The sequence below is a fragment of the Kordia sp. genome (genome assembly GCF_050633145.1).
GTDB lineage: Bacteria > Bacteroidota > Bacteroidia > Flavobacteriales > Flavobacteriaceae > Kordia.
On the sequence record NZ_JBOEFY010000040.1, the window covers coordinates 134,233 to 150,346 of the forward strand.

Sequence of the window (16,114 nt, forward strand, 5' to 3'; positions counted from 1 at the left end):
ACCTAGAAATTATGAAGAAAACAGGAATATGGTTAGATAAAAATAAAGCACTTATTGTAACCTTAGAAAATCAGCAAGAAACATTACAAAGTATAGATTCAAATATTGAACATTTTCGCCCACATGGCGGTTCTGGTTCACGCTTAAAAGGCGGTCCGCAAGATGTTATCCAAGACAGTAAATTTTTGGAACGCGAAAAGCAACAAATGAAACTCTACTTTAAAGAAATAGCTACCAGAATTACCGATATAGATGCTTTAGCAATTTTTGGTCCTGCGGGAACAAATGAAAAATTTGCCAAAGAGTTACAAGAACATTACAAAACAGTAAGCTCTAAAATTAAAGGCATTCGCAAAGCAGATAGCATGACAGATAACCAAGTAAAAGCCTTGGTGCGCGATTTTTTTAACTCCAACTAATTTTGTAAAACATATACCCTATTTATCATGAAAACAATACAAACTACTACAAAATATATTGAATGGATTAGCGCAGAAGATATGCATACAAACTCGTTACATTGGTTGTCACAGTTGCGCTTTATAAAAGATGAACATCATTTCTTTGAACACTTAATATCCTCTTTTTCAACTGATTTACAAGAGTTAGATATTTTTTCTAGCGATAAAGAAATCATTGACGTTCTTAATAGATCGTATAGGAATACAGCTCGACTTATTGATACTATCGTAAAACACGAAAAAGAACTTACGATTATGATTGATGAAATAGACCAGCTAGAAGATGAGAAAAAATACAAGGAAACACACCGAGAGTTAAGCCTGGAAATGGATGCTTTTTTACAAGAATATCGTGCGTTAAAAACACAATTATTCAACATTATTAAAGGCATAAAAAAAGAAAACAAACTACGCTCTTTGTTTGATAAAAATCATTAAATAAACGACTATGAAACGTATACTCTTTACCCTATTTATAAGTGTATTTCTCTTAACAGGATGTGCTACAACGCAGTTAGTTGATCATTGGAAGAATCCAAGTATTGATCGCTACGAACCACAAAAAGTATTGATCGTTGGGTTGACCTCTAATGTAAAAGCACGTGAAAAGTTTGAAAAAAAACTTAAAGAAGAATTGGAATCTCGCGGCAGTGAAGCAGTGACAAGTTTGACCATTTTTGATCCTTCTTTGCGAACAGAAAAAATGACAACAGAAGAAATAAAAGCTATTGAAAATAAACTTATTGAAGATGGTTTTGACACTATTTTGTTGACTAAAATTATTGGTGTAGAAGATAAAATTCAATACAAGCAAAATTATCATGGATATGACGAAACGTATCGAAAGTTTAGCAATGAATATTTAATGTATCAAGATATTTATTACAATCCCGAATATTACGATTCGTATACTATATATCATTCGGAAACGTCAATGTATTGTATTTGTCCAACAAAAGATAGAGAATTACTTTGGAAAGGATATATCGATATTGTAGATCCTACTTCTATTGAAGAATCTGTAAACGATTATGTGTATATGGCAATTGCCGTGTTGGAGCGCGAACAGCTTATTAAATCAAAAACACCGCCTAAAAAAGAAGACAAAGAAGAATTGATCAATTAACTTGAAACGTATGAAACCATTTTCCATCCTATGCATCTTATTACTTATTCCGAGCTGTTCTTCTATTAAAAAAAGTGAAAGTTGGAGAAATCCGGCGTTTACTGATTTTAACCCAAAGAATGTATTAGTCGTTGGTGTTACGCCCGATTTTGAAGCTAGAAGTAATTTTGAATTTGTATTAGCCAGAGAGTTAAACGCACGTAATATTAACGCAATACAAAGCACCGTTGTTTTTGAAAAATTATTTCAAGATGCTACACAAACCGAAGCTGAGATTGAAACACAAATCAATCAGTTACTAACAGTTGGATATGATACGGTATTGGTTTCTGCTGTAAAAGGCATGCAAGAAAACGAATCGAGAAGTGGCGCTTCTCCAAAGTTTGATTATAATTTACAGCGTTTTCTGGGTGGTTATTTAGCTTCTCGCGATGATTATTTTAATCAGGACGATTATAAAAAGTACAAAGTGTTTTATGTAGAAACTTCTATATATAACTTGAAAGAAGGCGAAGATAAATCGTTGGTTTGGTCTAGTAGTTATACTATTATTGATCCTACTAATATTGCTGAAGCAACAGACGATTATGTTAAAATGATTGTAAAATCTATGGAAAAAGAGCAATTGATTTCTAAGAAGAGATAAACATCCAAAAACAAAATGTCCTAAAACAACAAAAGCTTCCCGCACCCGAGAAGCTTTTGTTTTGTGAAACCCCAATTTTATTGGTGACTTCTTCAAACACAACACTAGAAAACCATTCACACCTGAATGATCATCATTTTATTTTTTGAACTGCACTACACATTAGAAACTTATAAAACTTATGAACAACTATTGTGTTCTAATGCATAATGCAGATTTTAAAAAATAGCATGCAAGTATCCGTTCCAACACAGCGTACCGCGTTAGATTGCATCTTTTTTTCTACTATTTTTTGAGATGATTCGAATTGATAGGAAATATGTATTCGAATCTGGGTATTATTGTATAATTGCTTACACCAATGCCATACTAGCTTCTGGTGCAATGCATACTTCTTTCAACTGTACTTTTTCATCAAAAGTAGGCTCATTTTGTTGAGAAGCATTTTTCTTAAGTGCTACGTAGCACGCATAATTCATGTCTAAAAAGATTTCTTTAAGTACATATGAATTATTTTCTATTTGCGTCATTTCTTCTTTGATTTCAAAGCTTTTTAATGGAATAGATAAACCTCTTCCATCAGCTTTAATGACAGCTTCCTTCTTTGTCCAATACTTGTAAAATGCATCTTCTTTTTTAGATGAATTTACAACTTCTTGCCATTCATAAGGAGTCATGTAATCTTTGAAATCATTAATGTTTACAGGCGCAATTTCTTCTATATCAACTCCCATATCAGCTCCGTCTGATAAGACACAAATTGCCATATCTTTTGAGTGTGAGATGTTAAATTTTAGATCATGGTCTTTAAAATACGGCTTTCTAAATTGTGTATACGCAATCTCTAACATGTCTGCATATTGCGGAAACTTGGTTTTAATTCCATGTTCCAATAATAAACGTCCAAGAAGCGATAATTGTGCATCTTTCCAATTACGAAAACGAAGTATTTTTTCACGATAGCTTTGTGGTAACACTGGTAAATACTTACGCAACAAAGCATTGTGATTTTCTTCTGATGTATATGTATAAAATATGTGTATCATGACTAGTTATTTTTTTAATTCATAAACAATAGCTACAACAGCGCCTCTAGCGCAGTTTATAATACCAACGTCTGTTTTTACTTCCGAAACTCGGGCGCAAACGCCTCCATAATTATCTCCAAAGCCAAATGAACCCCATACTATTTTATGGTCTGTCCATTCTTTTTGAAGGTTTGGAGCTAAGTAATCGATCGATTCATTAAATTCTTGTGCTAAGAAATTTTTCTCTGAAAATGCAAGTTGTATTGCTTTTTCCCATTCTTCATTGGTAGCAAACTTCCCAACAAACACATCTATTCCTTGATAACCCATGGCATCTTTGATAACCATTTGTTCTTTATGTGTTCTCAATACATCTTCTACAGATTGTGTTTTTCCTGCGTACTGTACTTGTTTATGAACTATTTCTGACGACCATGGAATGTGATTTAAAATCAGCGCATTGTCTTCTTCCGAAAATGCTTTTTCTTCTGCTAACGATCGTAATATTTCTAGGTTTCGTTTATCTTCAGTCATTCCATGCGTAAGGTTGTCTGGAAAATAAATTTCATCCATAATAAAAGCTCTAAATACGTCTGGCGGAATTGGGTCATCAATTTCTGTTTTAAAGGCTATGACACTGTGCATTGGTTTATCGCCACAGTACAATCTTCCATTCTTCATAACTAACGAAGAATATTTTCCTGTATGCGAACGACCTTTCAATCCTCTTTTAGCTAGTTCTTTATTTAATAAGTTGTCAAAAAATGATAAAACTTCTTTTTTATTTTCATCACTATCAATATGTCCAACACCAAAAAACACATTAGCTTCACTATCAGTAGGTTTGATGTGCTTCATAATGCTATCAACTAAAAACTCAATGTAAACAGCCTGTGTGTCAGGTGATTCATATTTAGAAGCTGTTACAGGATCGTTTAGTTGTGGATGATATTGTCTAATCATCTCTTCTAAAACCTGTACTTGCCAACCTCCAATGGTAGAGCCTACATTGACTTCAATTAGTTTAAAGCCACCTTCGGAATACATCAAATCTAATCTGCATCCTACATCTACATTTTTACTATGACAAAGCATTGCAAATTGTGCAAGCATTTCGTCTCCGTTAAAATAGTAGTCTGCAATGCGCTTTTGATCATTTTTAAAGTACAATTCTGGAATGCGTTTTATTAATCTTGGAATGCGAGCCGAGAGTTTTTTTACTGTATCTATCTTATCTTCTTCAAGAATGATAGGCCACGCACCAACTGAATACTGAAAGTTATCCAAGATTTTTGGTAAATCGTGATCTTTTGGTTTTATAAGTACTGGAGTGTCTTTAACACGACTCCATTCAAACTCTTCATGTCTTCCTGCTAAAATTGTGTTTTTTATTTTTGGTTCTATAACTATTTGTTCCATGGTATTTTTTTTAAAATGTCTAGTGTGTTGTTTGTTTTATTGCTATTTCATTTTTCGAAAGATTGAATCGAAAGAGCAGGTTACATTATGACCAAAAAAGTCGCAATATTCTGCATCTACCAAATAGCTTTCGTCTGTATCTTTTAAGAAGCGATCTATTTCATCTTGCTTACTTTCACTGTCTTCTACAATGAGGTAATCTCCTTCTTTCATTAAAGAATGAAAATGTTGTAAGACTCCATATACGTTTACATGCGCGTCCTCAACGATTAACCAAGGATGTGGCATTTTTTCTAAAATTTTTGTCTTCATGACCTTTTCAATTTCGTTGCAATCGCCTTGTAAAAAAGTCACGTCGTTGTATTTTATTTGTGGTGCGATAATGTCAAATGAAATAATTTTGCTTTCCACGCCATACGATTTCATTAAGTCTGCCATCCAAACAGCGCTTCCACCAGTTCCCGATCCTATTTCAATGATTGTTCTTGGTTTTAATTCCCACATTAACATTTGATACATTGCCAAGTCATAAACTGTTTTGAAAAGAATTTCATCTTTCCATTTTAAACATTCAAAACGTCCTTGACTCATTGTAAACATTGCATCTCTCCCTGGTTTTTTAAGAAAATTTACATCCAAGTCTGTTTGTAGCATTTCATTAGGCTTCACACGTACATCATATGGAACATAACGCCCATAATACCAATTGATCATTTGCGATATAAATGCTTCAATTCCTTCACGTGACGCAAAGTTTTCCATGATACTTATAATGCTTTGTATGTCTTTGTCCCATGGAATGGAAGAAATATTCATGGAGAAAAGTGTTAATCCATCTTTTATGATATGATCATAAAATGTAGGTACGTTTCCTTGCTCTTGTAATTTTTTTGCCCATGCATTGGAAAACTCTTCATAGATTAATCGTAAAGTTGATCCGTCAAGATTTTCAATAACTCTTTGGGTATTTGATGTAATTTCGATAGTTTCCATTTTGTTTTTTTTAGTAGTTAGTTACATTTACCTAAATGGTAAGTACTTGCGCTTTTGCTTGCTGTACTATTGCTTTTGGATGCGATTCATATACAATCGCTTCTACTGCTCCTTTTGCCGAATTAATAACTCCAGAAGTATTTTTTAGCGCTGACATTCGTACCCATACACCTCCGTATGAGTTTCCAAAACCAAATGAACCCCAAATAAGTTTGTGAGGTGACCATTGGTTCGTATCGTCGGGAGCAAGTAAGTCCATGGAATCACTAAATTCTTGTGCAATGTATTTTCCATGTGCTACTGCTTTTGCAATTGCTTCCTCCCATTCTTCTTGTGTTAAGTATTTACCAATGTATACATCGTTTCCTTGCATTCCATCAGCTACTTTCACTACAAATCCATCTTTATCTTGTTGAAGCATTGGTAGTAATGCTTGCGATTTTCCTTTGTAAACAACAGCTGCATCTTCTACAATTTCTGTCCAAGGAACATTTCTTAATATGAGTTCGTTGTCTTCTTGACTGAAAGCTTTGTCTTCTGCTAAGTGTCTTAGTAAACCTAAACATCGTTTGTCTCCTATGAACATGTTTCCTAAGTGATCTGGAAAGTATACCGTATCCATAAGCAATGCTCTGAATAAATCGGGAGTCATTTTTTTAAGACCTGTATCTAATATCAATACACTATGTATTACGGTATCGTTGTAATACAAGGCATTGTTTTTAAATTTCAATGATTCGATAGTATCAATAAATACATCGCCTTTTTTATTACTTCCTGCTAATTCATCGGTTAGTAAATTGTTATAGAATTTTCGTTCAATTTCTTTCCAAGTTTCATCTGCATCTTCTTTTCCTACTAGAAATACATTTACCTGATCGCCAACTTCTCCAATTTCATCTACAATAAACTTCATATAGTAGTTTTGTGTTTGTCGCGTCTTGTATTCAAAACCTTTTGTTCCGTTAAGTTCATTATGTGTATGTTCCATTAAAGGTTCAAAATGTTGAAACTCCAATCCGCCAATAGCAGAACCAATGTTTGCTTCTAATACTTTAAAACCATCTGTTGTGTATGTAAGGTCTAGTCGACAACTTACGGGCGTTTCTTTTTGCACACACATGATGAAGAATTCTGCAATTTGTTCGTCCCCTTGAAAGAAAAAATCTGCAATGCGTTTGGCATCATTTTTAAAATATAGTTCTGGTACTTTGTTTAAGAGTTGCGGAATTCTGATACTTACGCGCTCCAATTCATCTGTCAAGCGTTCTGGCAATATAATTGGCCAAGATGATATTGGATATTTGAAGTCTCTAAAAAATTCTGGTACAAGTTCGTTATCTGGATTTAAGCGATAGGATAGATCTAGTTTTTCTTCTTTCATAAAACTATCATAGCTATCAAATAAAATTGTGTTTTTCATTGTGTATAGTTTGATTGTTAATCTGTGAGTTGTAGAACTCATCTTAACTTTTGTGCTTTAAAAAAGTTAGAAAGCAAGATGAGTTCGTTATAAGAACATGTTTAAAATGTAAATACTTCCCAGTAAAAGAAATATGTAGCAATTAATATGTTAGAGAATAGTACTGACAATAGCACACTTCTGTCTTTTAGTTTTCTTAGACTGAAGAAGAAATAAATTATTGAAACTGCTAGTAGTACAATAAAGACTAACATGATTGTAAATAGATAGTTGTAACGATCTGGTAAACCGAACGCTAAGGCGAACATGTTTGTTCCTGAGGTATCTAATAAAGCAAAGACTAATCCCACGAAAGTGATAACTCCTAAAGTAGAAGTCACAACATTTAGAATACGAATTACTTTGTCTGATAGTCTCATTTGTTTTTGCTTTACCAATCGAATGCAGTGTGCTACTATGAACGAAATCATTAAGCCAATGGCTAATAGTATTGGTAATAGTAACATTGGATCAAGTTGACTAAGCATGGTTCCCATGTTTGCAACTCCTTTATTTGTTGTGATTCCTTGAACCATTGTCACTTTTGAGTCGCTCTCAAAGATATCTGCTCGTGGTGCTTTTGACGGATCATTGATGAAGTTTGCTACAACCTTATCACCTATGTCGGAAACACTTGGTACGTGTCCGTATGCACTTGCTTCTACTTTGTATCCGTTTTTAAATTTTTGAACAATTGCTCTTCCGTTTGATGCTGGCGTAATTGGATCATACGCACCTGCAAATACGAGTACTGGATATGCCGCATCTTTTAAGTTTGATAAGTCTTGATGTACAACTAAAGAATCTGCTGGCGCTTTTTTCCATGATTCACATACTTTGAAATCTGATTTATAAAATGCCAATCCGCCAGATAGCTTACTGTATTGTGCAGCATCTTTTTCAAAAGCTTGTATACTATTGTTTGGTAAGGTTTCGTTACAGCTTACACAGAAATACATTCCAAAATCCATTGCCAACATACCAGAGAATGAAGGAATTAAGTTTCCTAATACCGTTGCATTGCGTTTGCTAAATTCGCTGATTAGTAATGGTAATACTTCTACCATTTGTTTGTTATACAATGATTGCTGAATGGCAATTTTGAAGTCTTCTGCGTTGAATGTAAAGCTTCCACTTTCAAGATAATCTTTTGATACAGGTACCGTTAGTGGATTTTTCTCTAAGTCAGCAATTACTTCATAGTACATATCTTCAATGTTTGGATATGCTGCATTACAGTCAGGATCATTTTTACACGCTTCAAATACTTTTGATAAACTTTGTATATAGTTACTAGTATTGTTTGCATAGTATTCTTTGATGTCTGAGATGGAAGAGTCTAAGATTAACGAATTGATGTCTTCTGGAAACATGCTTGCATATACTTGCGACATATACGTCCCATAAGAAACTCCGTAAACATTCCATTTTTTGTATGATAATGATTCTTTTAATGCGTGAATGTCTTTGGCAATAGATACACTGTTGTATGCGTCTGTGTCAATTCCTCTATTTATAAGATCTTCTTTACAGTCTAATACTGCAGCAACTTTTTGTTGTTCATCTTCTGCTGCCGATTGATCTTTTGCTAGTATTTTGAAGAATTCTTCTCCTAAGTTTTCACATAATCGTGGTTTTGAAAGTCCTGTTCCTCTGATGTCGAATAGTACAATGTCTTTCGTTTCACGCAAAGGATGATCTAACCAAGACCAAAGATTTTCTACACTTTTTTCACCTGGTCCGCCTTGAACAAATACAACTGCTTCTGCATTTTCTATTCCCGATTTATTTTTTAGGACTGAGACTGCAAGTTTAACTTTTCGCTCTTTAGGTATGTCCCAATTTTCAGGAACGGTTAAAACTGCCCATGTAATGTTTTCTTCTTTTAATGATTCAACATGTCCGTAAAAAGAATCTGTTGTTTCAAATTTTACATCTTGTGCGTATACACTGTTGAAAATTGTTGCAATGAAGAATGTAAATAATGTGATGATTAATTTTGTTTTAGTATTCATGATAATATGATTTTCTATTGAATTGTTGTTAAAAATTAAAGTCAATGTCTACTACTTCTTGTTGTTCAAAGTCTAAGCTGATATCAAGTTCATGAATTGGCGCTTGTACATTTTGAAGTACTTGTTGTAGTAATTTTTCAAATTTTAATATTAATATTTCTAGTGTTTCTCTGTGATACTTACTTACATCATATAAGATGCAACCGTGCAAGTAGTTTTTGTCTGCTGAGAAATCAATTAACATTGGAAGCCTGTTGAATTCTGCAATTGCGGGTTTTGAAACCAGTTTTAATTTGTCTGAGATTTCAATTTCTCCATAGTTGAACGATTGATTCTGTAATACTAAAATTGCTTCAAAACGCAGTGTGTTTAATACTGTTTCTGGTACATCTTGATGCGAATCCACATTCATTAAATTTTCATGCGTTAGTTGCAAGAATTCAGCATACGATGTTTCTGGTGTAATTTGTGTTCGCAATGGAAGTGTTTTTACAAACATTCCTAAGTGTCTGTTTAATTCTGAGAATGTTCTTCCTGAGTTAATTGTTCCAACACACAAATCATCCTGACCATACATTTTGTATAGTAAGGTGTTAAATGTTCCCATGAGTAATGTATGTAGCGTTACTTTGTTTTGTATTGCTACATCGTTCAATGCATCAAAGAAGGAACGTTCCCATTTGAATTGGTAAAATTCTCCTTGGTAGCTTGTTTCTGCGAATTGATTATCGTACGGAACTAATTGTTTCCATTGATATCCTTCAATATATTCGCTCCAGAATTCTGTGTTTTTTTCTAAGTTGTCTTCTTCTTTTTTGTTTTGCCATTCTACAAAGTCTTTGAATTGAAACGTTAATGCTTCGTCTTCATAGGCTTTATCAACTAAAATAGCTCGGTAACGATCGGTTGTTTCTTGAATCATTAATTCTAACGACCATCCATCCATAATGACGTGATGTGTTGAGAATACCAATCGATCAAGTTCTCCTTCTGTTTTGAATACTGCAATTTTGATGAGCAGGTCATTTGCTAAATCAAATTCTGTATTTGTATAGCTTTTTAATGTTTCATCAAATTTGTCTGATGTTGTTTCTACTTCATCTACCTTGAATGCTACAGCTTCAAACGCTTTTATTTTTTGATACGCGTTTCCGTTGTGTTCTACAAAGTTGGTACGTAGTATTTCAAATTTGTTTACTAAACCTTTAAACGCTTCTTGAATAATGTTTACATCGATTGTTCCTTGAACTTCATACGTTGAAAACATGTTATACGCAATTGATTTTGATGCTTGAAGCGATGCCAACCAAATTGCATATTGTGGAAACGTTACTGGATAGTATTCTTTTTTATCTGCAAGATTGATGACTTGCTTTTCTATCAATTCTCTAGTTTCAAGTTGATTTGCCAAAGAGATTACATCTGGATAATCAAACATATCTCTAAGTGTTAAGCGATGTTCAAATTCTCTTTCGATCAATCCGATCAATCGAACTGCATTTAGTGAGTGTCCGCCTAGCATAAAGAAACTACTGTCCAAACTAAAATCTTCATCTGTTTTTAGTATTTCTTTAAAGAATTGATACAGTTTTTGTTCTGTTGCATTTGCAGGTTTGCTAACTATTTGTGATGCTCCTGCAATTTTTAAATCTCTGTTTGATAATGCTTTTCGATCTACTTTCTTATTCGGCGTCAATGGAAAGCTATCTACAGGAATGATTGCATTTGGAATCATATATGCAGGAAGTCGCTCTTTCAATGCTTCCGTAAGTGCTTTTGCATCAAAGCTTTCTTCATTTGCCATCATCGTATAGGCAACTAAAACAGCTTCTTCATTTTGTATTTTCTTTACAACTACGGCATCTTTTACAGCGTCTATTGCGTTTAGTTTTGTTTCTATATCACCTAGCTCAATACGGAAACCTCTAATTTTTACTTGGAAATCATTTCTTCCTAAGAATTCAATTTCGCCATCTTTGGTCCATTTTCCTAAGTCGCCTGTATTGTACAAGCGTGCGTTTTTGTTATATGGATTTTCTATGAAACGTTCTTCCGTTAAGGCTTCATTTTTATAATATCCTTTTGCCAATCCGTCACCGCCAATGTATATAGTTCCTTCCGAACCAATTGGTAATAGTTGTAACGCATCATCCAAGATGAAGAATTCAGTATTGTAAATTGGCGTTCCAATATTAGAAGCGTCTGCTGCTTTTTCAATACGTTTTACACTTGACCAAATCGTTGTTTCTGTTGGCCCGTACATGTTCCATAAACTATTGCAGGTATCTACTAGTTTTTGTGCGAGTGATTTTCCTAATACATCACCTCCGCATAATATTTTGAGTGCTTTGTCTCCTTGCCAACCATCATTGAATAACATTTGGTAAAAACTTGGCGTTGCTTGTAATACGCTCGGTTTTACTTTTTGTAATGCGTTCATGATTTCCGAAGGATTGCTTAGTGTTTCTTTGCTTGCAACGTGTAAAGTTGCTCCTGCTAGTAATGGTGCAAATAATTCTAAGATCGAAATGTCGAACGAAATAGTTGTTACAGAGAATAAAGTATCTGTGTTTTTAATTTCAGGACGCTGAATCATACTTGATAGGAAGTTGAATAATGACTTGTGCCCTATTTCAACACCTTTTGGGTTTCCTGTTGATCCTGATGTGTATATGATGTATGCTGAATCTTGTGGTGTTATTTCTTTTAAAACTTCACCTGTGTTTTTTGCTGCGAGTAATTCTTTTGCGTCAATGAATGTTGATGAAGCGTTTAGTAATTCTTTGTACGCTGCATCTCCTATAATTCCGCTTACGTTGCTATGTTCTATTATGTATTGTAGTCGTTCTTTTGGAAAAGAAGGATCTAACGGAATGTACGCGCTACCCGATTTCATAATTCCTAATAAAACCGCTACTAAATCTGCTGAGCGATCCATTAATACAGCAATTGGCGCTTTATCTATTGTTCCAAATTGTTGTTGTATTGCTTGTGCAATTGCATTAGATTTTATTTCTAAAGCATTGTATGTATATGATGTTACAGCATCTTGTACTGCAATTTTGTGTGTGTATGTTGAGGTATTTTCAGAAAATACGTTTAGTACTGTATCACTTTTCGATAATGCGGTTTTTGTGTCATTAAACGCTGCTAATTGTGCTTGTTCTTCTTGAGAAAGGTACGTATAGCTTGCTAATTTTTCCGTTGGATCTGCAATGATGTTGTGTAAAAGTGTTTCTACATGCGCAACTACTTGTGTGATTTCTGTTTCATCGAAATAGTTTGTGTTGTAATCGAAATCAATTTTTACATCTGCTGTATCATCAAATTCTCTAATGTATAATGCCAGCGCAACACGTTCTGCTCCGTGTGTCATTGGAATTACTTCCGTTGCTGTGTTTGCAAAGTGATCCGCATAGTTTTGCTTTTCATACGAAAGTGTGATGTTGAATAATCCTTCTTTTTCGTGGAATAAGTCTAATTCTTGTACCAATTTCCCCAAAGGAAAACGCTGATAGCGATAGTCTTGTCGTAATTGTTGACGTACTTGTTGTACGAATGTTTCGAAAGTATCTTCTAAATCGAGTTCCATGCGTAAAGCAGAAATTCCCATGAAGAGTCCAACTGTTCTTTTGAATTTTGCTGACGATCTGTTTAGTACAGGCAATCCAATAACTATATCATTGTTTTGATGCTTGCGAGCAAAGTATACATTTAGCGCCGCTAAAATAGTATGCAATGTTGTTGCTTTGCATGCTTTAGAGACATCTGTCAACGTATTGTACAAAGAACGTTTTAAGACCAATGTTTTACGATCGCTTATGTTGCTGTGTACCGAAGGATTTTTTCTATTGAAAAGTGCATTTGGTAAGGTGTTAAATTTTTCTGTCCAATATGCTTTGTCGTTTTCATACGCTTCAGATGTTTGGTATGCTGCATCGTTTTCAACAAATTCTTCATAGCTGTATGGATATTCAGAAATGATTTCTCCAGACGCCATTAATTCATTGTAGTTTTTCACCAAACGCTGAAACATTACCGAAGTTCCCCAACCATCTACTATAATATGATGATACTTTGAGTATAAGTGATACGTAGTTTCGGCAACTTTTATCAATACAAATTTAAATAATACGCTTTTAGCAGTAATGTCAAAAGCTACTTTAAAATCGTTCTGCATGTACTCCTTAGCGCGTTTAGTTGCGTGTGCTTCTGCGGAAAAGTCAATACATTCTAAAGGCGTATTATAACTAGGAAGTATTTCTATTTCTGTAGATAGTAAGTCTCCTTTTAATATGCTTCTGTAGGCATCATTTTGGTTGATGAGTGCTATGTATGCTTGGTTTAGTATATCGTAGTTGATGTTTCCTTCAATACGAATATTTGCTCCAATATTATATATAGGTTCGTTAGGATATAATAGTTGTTCAAAGTATATATCCTGTTGTGGAAGTGTAAGTTTCATAATAACTAATTGGTTTAAAGGCTCATTACTGTTGAGTCCGTTAGAAAGTCACGCAGAAATTATTTAATCATTTCTGGCTTTTGTAGTGTTTGCTGCTTTAGTGCTTGCAATACAAGAGAGCTCCAACTTCTTACGGTTCCTCCTTGCAGCTGTGTTAAATCTGCAATAGTAGCTTTAGAAAGTTGCATGCTCGTTACTGTCTCATTTTTCATGATTCATGTAGTTGTGATTGGTTGTTGTGTTGAATATTTGAAAGAAATTCTTTTTGAATGATTTACTTTATTTTGCAAGCATTACAAAGTGACAAATTGGTGTGGCAATGTGTTGAATTTTGATTACAAGCTTCAACAAAGTGAGTGTTGTTTGCTAATCCGCCTTTTCTGATATCTAAACTTGAAATATTTACTTTTCTAATGCTCAATTTTTCTAATGATCTTTTTTTCATGATTTCTAATTTTTGATGGTTTTCTATGTGTGTGTGAGTTGTGTTGTGTGTGATAGTTTACATGCCTACTGCATTTAATCGCATGTCGTTATGTAAATGTGCTAGAATAACTGGCATTGAAGAATCTGCTCTTAACCCACATTTAATACTTTTCAAGTTTGATACTGTTGCCTTTTTATGATTTAATCTTTTTAATGATCTTCTTTTCATGATTTCTAATTTTTGATGGTTTTCTGTTGTGTGTGTGTTTGAATGTGTGTGTGTTGTTGTATTGTTGTGTTGTTGTAAAAGTGTTTTAAACTTCCTTGAAGTGTGTATTTTCAAGGAAGTCTTGATATTTATTAATTTTCTTCACATAGTGCATTATAAGTTGGGCAAGGCGCTTCTTTTGTGATACAGACTTCTGTCTGTTCGAGTATTAGAGAGCATTCTGCTCTTCCTCCTTTTACGGTTTCTTCATTAAGTCTTGATACTGACTTTTTATTAAGGTTTAATGATCTGTTACTTTGATCTCTTCTGTTGTTTCTATTTTTTTTCATGACTTTTTGTTTTAATGTTTATTCACTTTTTATTGTCCAGTCACCTGTATGACATGTTACACAAACACTTCTACGACATGTATCTTTTGTATTTTCAGCGCCTCCTTTTACGGTTTCCCTATTCAGTCTTGATACAGATTTTTTATTAAGATCTAATGATCTAGTACTTCTATTTTTTTTCATGATTTTCTATTTTTGATTATTGTTTTTGTTCTTTCATTTCTAGTTCTTGTTTCCTTTTTCTCCCGTTACCGTTTCTATGAGGAAGGTTGTGTCTACTATATCTATCGTTCTTATTATTTCTGTTATTTTCCATGATTTCCTTTTTTTTATGGTTAGCTAATGATTTATAATGTTGATTAAAAAAGATTAGACTTCCATAAAAATTGTTGTTTTATGGAAGTCTAAAGCCGAATAAGAATTGTATTCATCTAGGATTCTTTACCACAGGTTACTCCATGATCTGAAAAACATGAGAATTCCCAGCTTCTTGCTGCATTTGCAAGACCTCCTTTGATTTCTAATAAGTTTGCAATCTTGCTTTTGTTAATCTTTAGTTCTTTTGATTTTCTTTTTTTCATAGGTTTAAAAATTTTGATGATTTATAGTTCTTCTTTTTCGCAAACGGTCTTACCTGTTATGCAGTAATCTCTACTATGGCATCTGAAACTAATTGCCGTGTCTACACCTCCATATACAGCTTCTTGATTAAGTGCTGATACAGATTTTTTATTTAGGTCTAACGATCTTCTATTCTTACGTTTTCTGTTTTTTCTATTACTTTTCATGATGCTTCTATTTTGATGGTCTAGCTTCCTGCTAGTTCACAATCTTCATTTCGAGTTGGGCACATTTCATCGCGAGTAATGCAAATTTCAGTATCGCGAACTAATACAGAGCATTCTGCTCTTCCTCCTTTTACAGTTTCTTCATTAAGTCTTGATATTGACTTTTTGTTAAGATCTAATGATCTTGTGTTTCTGTTACTTCTATCGTTTCTGTTGTTTTTCATGATTTTCTAGTTTAATGGTTTCCTGTTGTGTATGTTAGGTTGTTTTATAAAGAATTTTGGACTTCCATAAAGAGTAAATTCTCAAGGAAGTTTTAGCATGCTAATTATCTTCTTCAGGATCTTGTGGTTGTTCTGGCGGGCAATCATGAAGTTTTGAGCGACAAAATTCTGTATTACGAACTAGAATAGAGCATTCTGCTCTTCCGCCGCTTACGGTTTCTTCATTAAGTCTTGATATGGCTTTTTTATTAAGATCTAATGATCTTCTATTTCTGTTGTTTTTCATGATTTTCTGTTCTTGATGGTTAATCTATAGTTAATTGTTTTTTAGTTAGCGCGATATGTATCACATGCTGACATACTCATACAAGTTGTATTTTCTATAGATTGTGCTTCCTTTACTGGAGATGCCAATCCACCATTTACATTCTCTAAGTTTGATACTGTTGCTCTTTTTAAGCTTAATTTGTTTATTGATTTTGTTTTCATGATTTAATTTTTTG

The 16,114-nt window shown here is 33.7% G+C and carries 20 protein-coding genes; 4 read left to right on the plus strand and 16 right to left on the minus strand.

The window, feature by feature from the left end:
* The first annotated feature begins 11 nt into the window (after positions 1-11).
* The 4 genes from ACRBBL_RS18605 to ACRBBL_RS18620 are packed head-to-tail and all read left to right on the plus strand — an operon-like array spanning position 12 to position 2,233.
* Complete coding sequence (locus tag ACRBBL_RS18605; RefSeq protein WP_431370587.1) at positions 12-419, plus strand: hypothetical protein; 408 nt, start codon at positions 12-14, stop codon at positions 417-419.
* 27 nt (positions 420-446) lie between these two features.
* Positions 447-899 (plus strand): hypothetical protein, encoded by a 453-nt coding sequence (locus ACRBBL_RS18610; RefSeq protein WP_431370588.1) that lies wholly within the window; start codon positions 447-449, stop codon positions 897-899.
* Between the two features lie 10 nt (positions 900-909).
* A complete protein-coding gene (locus tag ACRBBL_RS18615) occupies positions 910-1,587 on the plus strand; it encodes a hypothetical protein (protein ID WP_431370589.1) in 678 nt (225 codons plus the stop codon).
* A 10-nt stretch (positions 1,588-1,597) separates the two neighbouring features.
* Positions 1,598-2,233, plus strand: coding sequence for a hypothetical protein (locus ACRBBL_RS18620; RefSeq protein WP_431370590.1), 636 nt, complete (start codon positions 1,598-1,600; stop codon positions 2,231-2,233).
* A gap of 353 nt (positions 2,234-2,586) precedes the next feature.
* Here ACRBBL_RS18620 and ACRBBL_RS18625 read toward each other — a convergent pair whose 3' ends face one another.
* The 16 genes from ACRBBL_RS18625 to ACRBBL_RS18700 form a co-directional block, all read right to left on the minus strand.
* Positions 2,587-3,279, minus strand: a complete 693-nt coding sequence (locus ACRBBL_RS18625) for a 4'-phosphopantetheinyl transferase family protein (protein ID WP_431370591.1) — start codon at positions 3,277-3,279, stop codon at positions 2,587-2,589.
* Between the two features lie 6 nt (positions 3,280-3,285).
* Positions 3,286-4,680, minus strand: coding sequence for a hypothetical protein (locus tag ACRBBL_RS18630; protein WP_431370592.1), 1,395 nt, complete (start codon positions 4,678-4,680; stop codon positions 3,286-3,288).
* A gap of 42 nt (positions 4,681-4,722) precedes the next feature.
* Positions 4,723-5,673 (minus strand): CmcI family methyltransferase, encoded by a 951-nt coding sequence (locus tag ACRBBL_RS18635; protein ID WP_431370593.1) that lies wholly within the window; start codon positions 5,671-5,673, stop codon positions 4,723-4,725.
* Between the two features lie 31 nt (positions 5,674-5,704).
* On the minus strand, positions 5,705-7,096 hold the full coding sequence (locus ACRBBL_RS18640) for a hypothetical protein (RefSeq protein WP_431370594.1): 1,392 nt from the start codon (positions 7,094-7,096) through the stop codon (positions 5,705-5,707).
* A gap of 101 nt (positions 7,097-7,197) precedes the next feature.
* A complete protein-coding gene (locus ACRBBL_RS18645) occupies positions 7,198-9,150 on the minus strand; it encodes an alpha/beta fold hydrolase (protein WP_431370595.1) in 1,953 nt (650 codons plus the stop codon).
* A 28-nt stretch (positions 9,151-9,178) separates the two neighbouring features.
* Positions 9,179-13,615 (minus strand): amino acid adenylation domain-containing protein, encoded by a 4,437-nt coding sequence (locus ACRBBL_RS18650; RefSeq protein ID WP_431370596.1) that lies wholly within the window; start codon positions 13,613-13,615, stop codon positions 9,179-9,181.
* A gap of 59 nt (positions 13,616-13,674) precedes the next feature.
* Positions 13,675-13,827 carry a hypothetical protein gene (locus tag ACRBBL_RS18655; RefSeq protein ID WP_431370597.1) on the minus strand — a complete coding sequence of 51 codons (153 nt, stop codon included), beginning with the start codon at positions 13,825-13,827 and terminating at the stop codon, positions 13,675-13,677.
* A 62-nt stretch (positions 13,828-13,889) separates the two neighbouring features.
* The gene (locus tag ACRBBL_RS18660) at positions 13,890-14,060 is read right to left on the minus strand and encodes a hypothetical protein (RefSeq protein WP_431370598.1); all 171 of its coding nucleotides are present in this window, start codon (positions 14,058-14,060) and stop codon (positions 13,890-13,892) included.
* Between the two features lie 57 nt (positions 14,061-14,117).
* Positions 14,118-14,384, minus strand: coding sequence for a hypothetical protein (locus ACRBBL_RS18665; protein ID WP_431370599.1), 267 nt, complete (start codon positions 14,382-14,384; stop codon positions 14,118-14,120).
* Between the two features lie 17 nt (positions 14,385-14,401).
* The gene (locus tag ACRBBL_RS18670; protein WP_431370600.1) at positions 14,402-14,599 is read right to left on the minus strand and encodes a hypothetical protein; all 198 of its coding nucleotides are present in this window, start codon (positions 14,597-14,599) and stop codon (positions 14,402-14,404) included.
* 18 nt (positions 14,600-14,617) lie between these two features.
* Positions 14,618-14,782, minus strand: a complete 165-nt coding sequence (locus tag ACRBBL_RS18675; protein WP_431370601.1) for a hypothetical protein — start codon at positions 14,780-14,782, stop codon at positions 14,618-14,620.
* A gap of 248 nt (positions 14,783-15,030) precedes the next feature.
* Positions 15,031-15,180 (minus strand): hypothetical protein, encoded by a 150-nt coding sequence (locus tag ACRBBL_RS18680; protein ID WP_431370602.1) that lies wholly within the window; start codon positions 15,178-15,180, stop codon positions 15,031-15,033.
* Between the two features lie 21 nt (positions 15,181-15,201).
* On the minus strand, positions 15,202-15,387 hold the full coding sequence (locus tag ACRBBL_RS18685) for a hypothetical protein (protein ID WP_431370603.1): 186 nt from the start codon (positions 15,385-15,387) through the stop codon (positions 15,202-15,204).
* Positions 15,388-15,407: 20 nt separating this feature from the next.
* Entirely contained in the window at positions 15,408-15,611 is a 204-nt protein-coding gene (locus ACRBBL_RS18690; RefSeq protein WP_431370604.1) for a hypothetical protein, read from the minus strand.
* A 100-nt stretch (positions 15,612-15,711) separates the two neighbouring features.
* Positions 15,712-15,897 carry a hypothetical protein gene (locus ACRBBL_RS18695; RefSeq protein WP_431370605.1) on the minus strand — a complete coding sequence of 62 codons (186 nt, stop codon included), beginning with the start codon at positions 15,895-15,897 and terminating at the stop codon, positions 15,712-15,714.
* A 41-nt stretch (positions 15,898-15,938) separates the two neighbouring features.
* Positions 15,939-16,100, minus strand: coding sequence for a hypothetical protein (locus ACRBBL_RS18700; RefSeq protein ID WP_431370606.1), 162 nt, complete (start codon positions 16,098-16,100; stop codon positions 15,939-15,941).
* Positions 16,101-16,114: the final 14 nt, after the last annotated feature.

Coding starts and splice junctions, on each gene's coding strand:
- ACRBBL_RS18605 (WP_431370587.1), top strand. CDS start 12: ATGAAGAAAACAGGAATATGGTTAGATAAAAATAAAGCACTTATTGTA.
- ACRBBL_RS18610 (WP_431370588.1), top strand. CDS start 447: ATGAAAACAATACAAACTACTACAAAATATATTGAATGGATTAGCGCA.
- ACRBBL_RS18615 (WP_431370589.1), top strand. CDS start 910: ATGAAACGTATACTCTTTACCCTATTTATAAGTGTATTTCTCTTAACA.
- ACRBBL_RS18620 (WP_431370590.1), top strand. CDS start 1,598: ATGAAACCATTTTCCATCCTATGCATCTTATTACTTATTCCGAGCTGT.
- ACRBBL_RS18625 (WP_431370591.1), bottom strand. CDS start 3,279: ATGATACACATATTTTATACATATACATCAGAAGAAAATCACAATGCT.
- ACRBBL_RS18630 (WP_431370592.1), bottom strand. CDS start 4,680: ATGGAACAAATAGTTATAGAACCAAAAATAAAAAACACAATTTTAGCA.
- ACRBBL_RS18635 (WP_431370593.1), bottom strand. CDS start 5,673: ATGGAAACTATCGAAATTACATCAAATACCCAAAGAGTTATTGAAAAT.
- ACRBBL_RS18640 (WP_431370594.1), bottom strand. CDS start 7,096: ATGAAAAACACAATTTTATTTGATAGCTATGATAGTTTTATGAAAGAA.
- ACRBBL_RS18645 (WP_431370595.1), bottom strand. CDS start 9,150: ATGAATACTAAAACAAAATTAATCATCACATTATTTACATTCTTCATT.
- ACRBBL_RS18650 (WP_431370596.1), bottom strand. CDS start 13,615: ATGAAACTTACACTTCCACAACAGGATATATACTTTGAACAACTATTA.
- ACRBBL_RS18655 (WP_431370597.1), bottom strand. CDS start 13,827: ATGAAAAATGAGACAGTAACGAGCATGCAACTTTCTAAAGCTACTATT.
- ACRBBL_RS18660 (WP_431370598.1), bottom strand. CDS start 14,060: ATGAAAAAAAGATCATTAGAAAAATTGAGCATTAGAAAAGTAAATATT.
- ACRBBL_RS18670 (WP_431370600.1), bottom strand. CDS start 14,599: ATGAAAAAAAATAGAAACAACAGAAGAGATCAAAGTAACAGATCATTA.
- ACRBBL_RS18675 (WP_431370601.1), bottom strand. CDS start 14,782: ATGAAAAAAAATAGAAGTACTAGATCATTAGATCTTAATAAAAAATCT.
- ACRBBL_RS18680 (WP_431370602.1), bottom strand. CDS start 15,180: ATGAAAAAAAGAAAATCAAAAGAACTAAAGATTAACAAAAGCAAGATT.
- ACRBBL_RS18685 (WP_431370603.1), bottom strand. CDS start 15,387: ATGAAAAGTAATAGAAAAAACAGAAAACGTAAGAATAGAAGATCGTTA.
- ACRBBL_RS18690 (WP_431370604.1), bottom strand. CDS start 15,611: ATGAAAAACAACAGAAACGATAGAAGTAACAGAAACACAAGATCATTA.
- ACRBBL_RS18695 (WP_431370605.1), bottom strand. CDS start 15,897: ATGAAAAACAACAGAAATAGAAGATCATTAGATCTTAATAAAAAAGCC.
- ACRBBL_RS18700 (WP_431370606.1), bottom strand. CDS start 16,100: ATGAAAACAAAATCAATAAACAAATTAAGCTTAAAAAGAGCAACAGTA.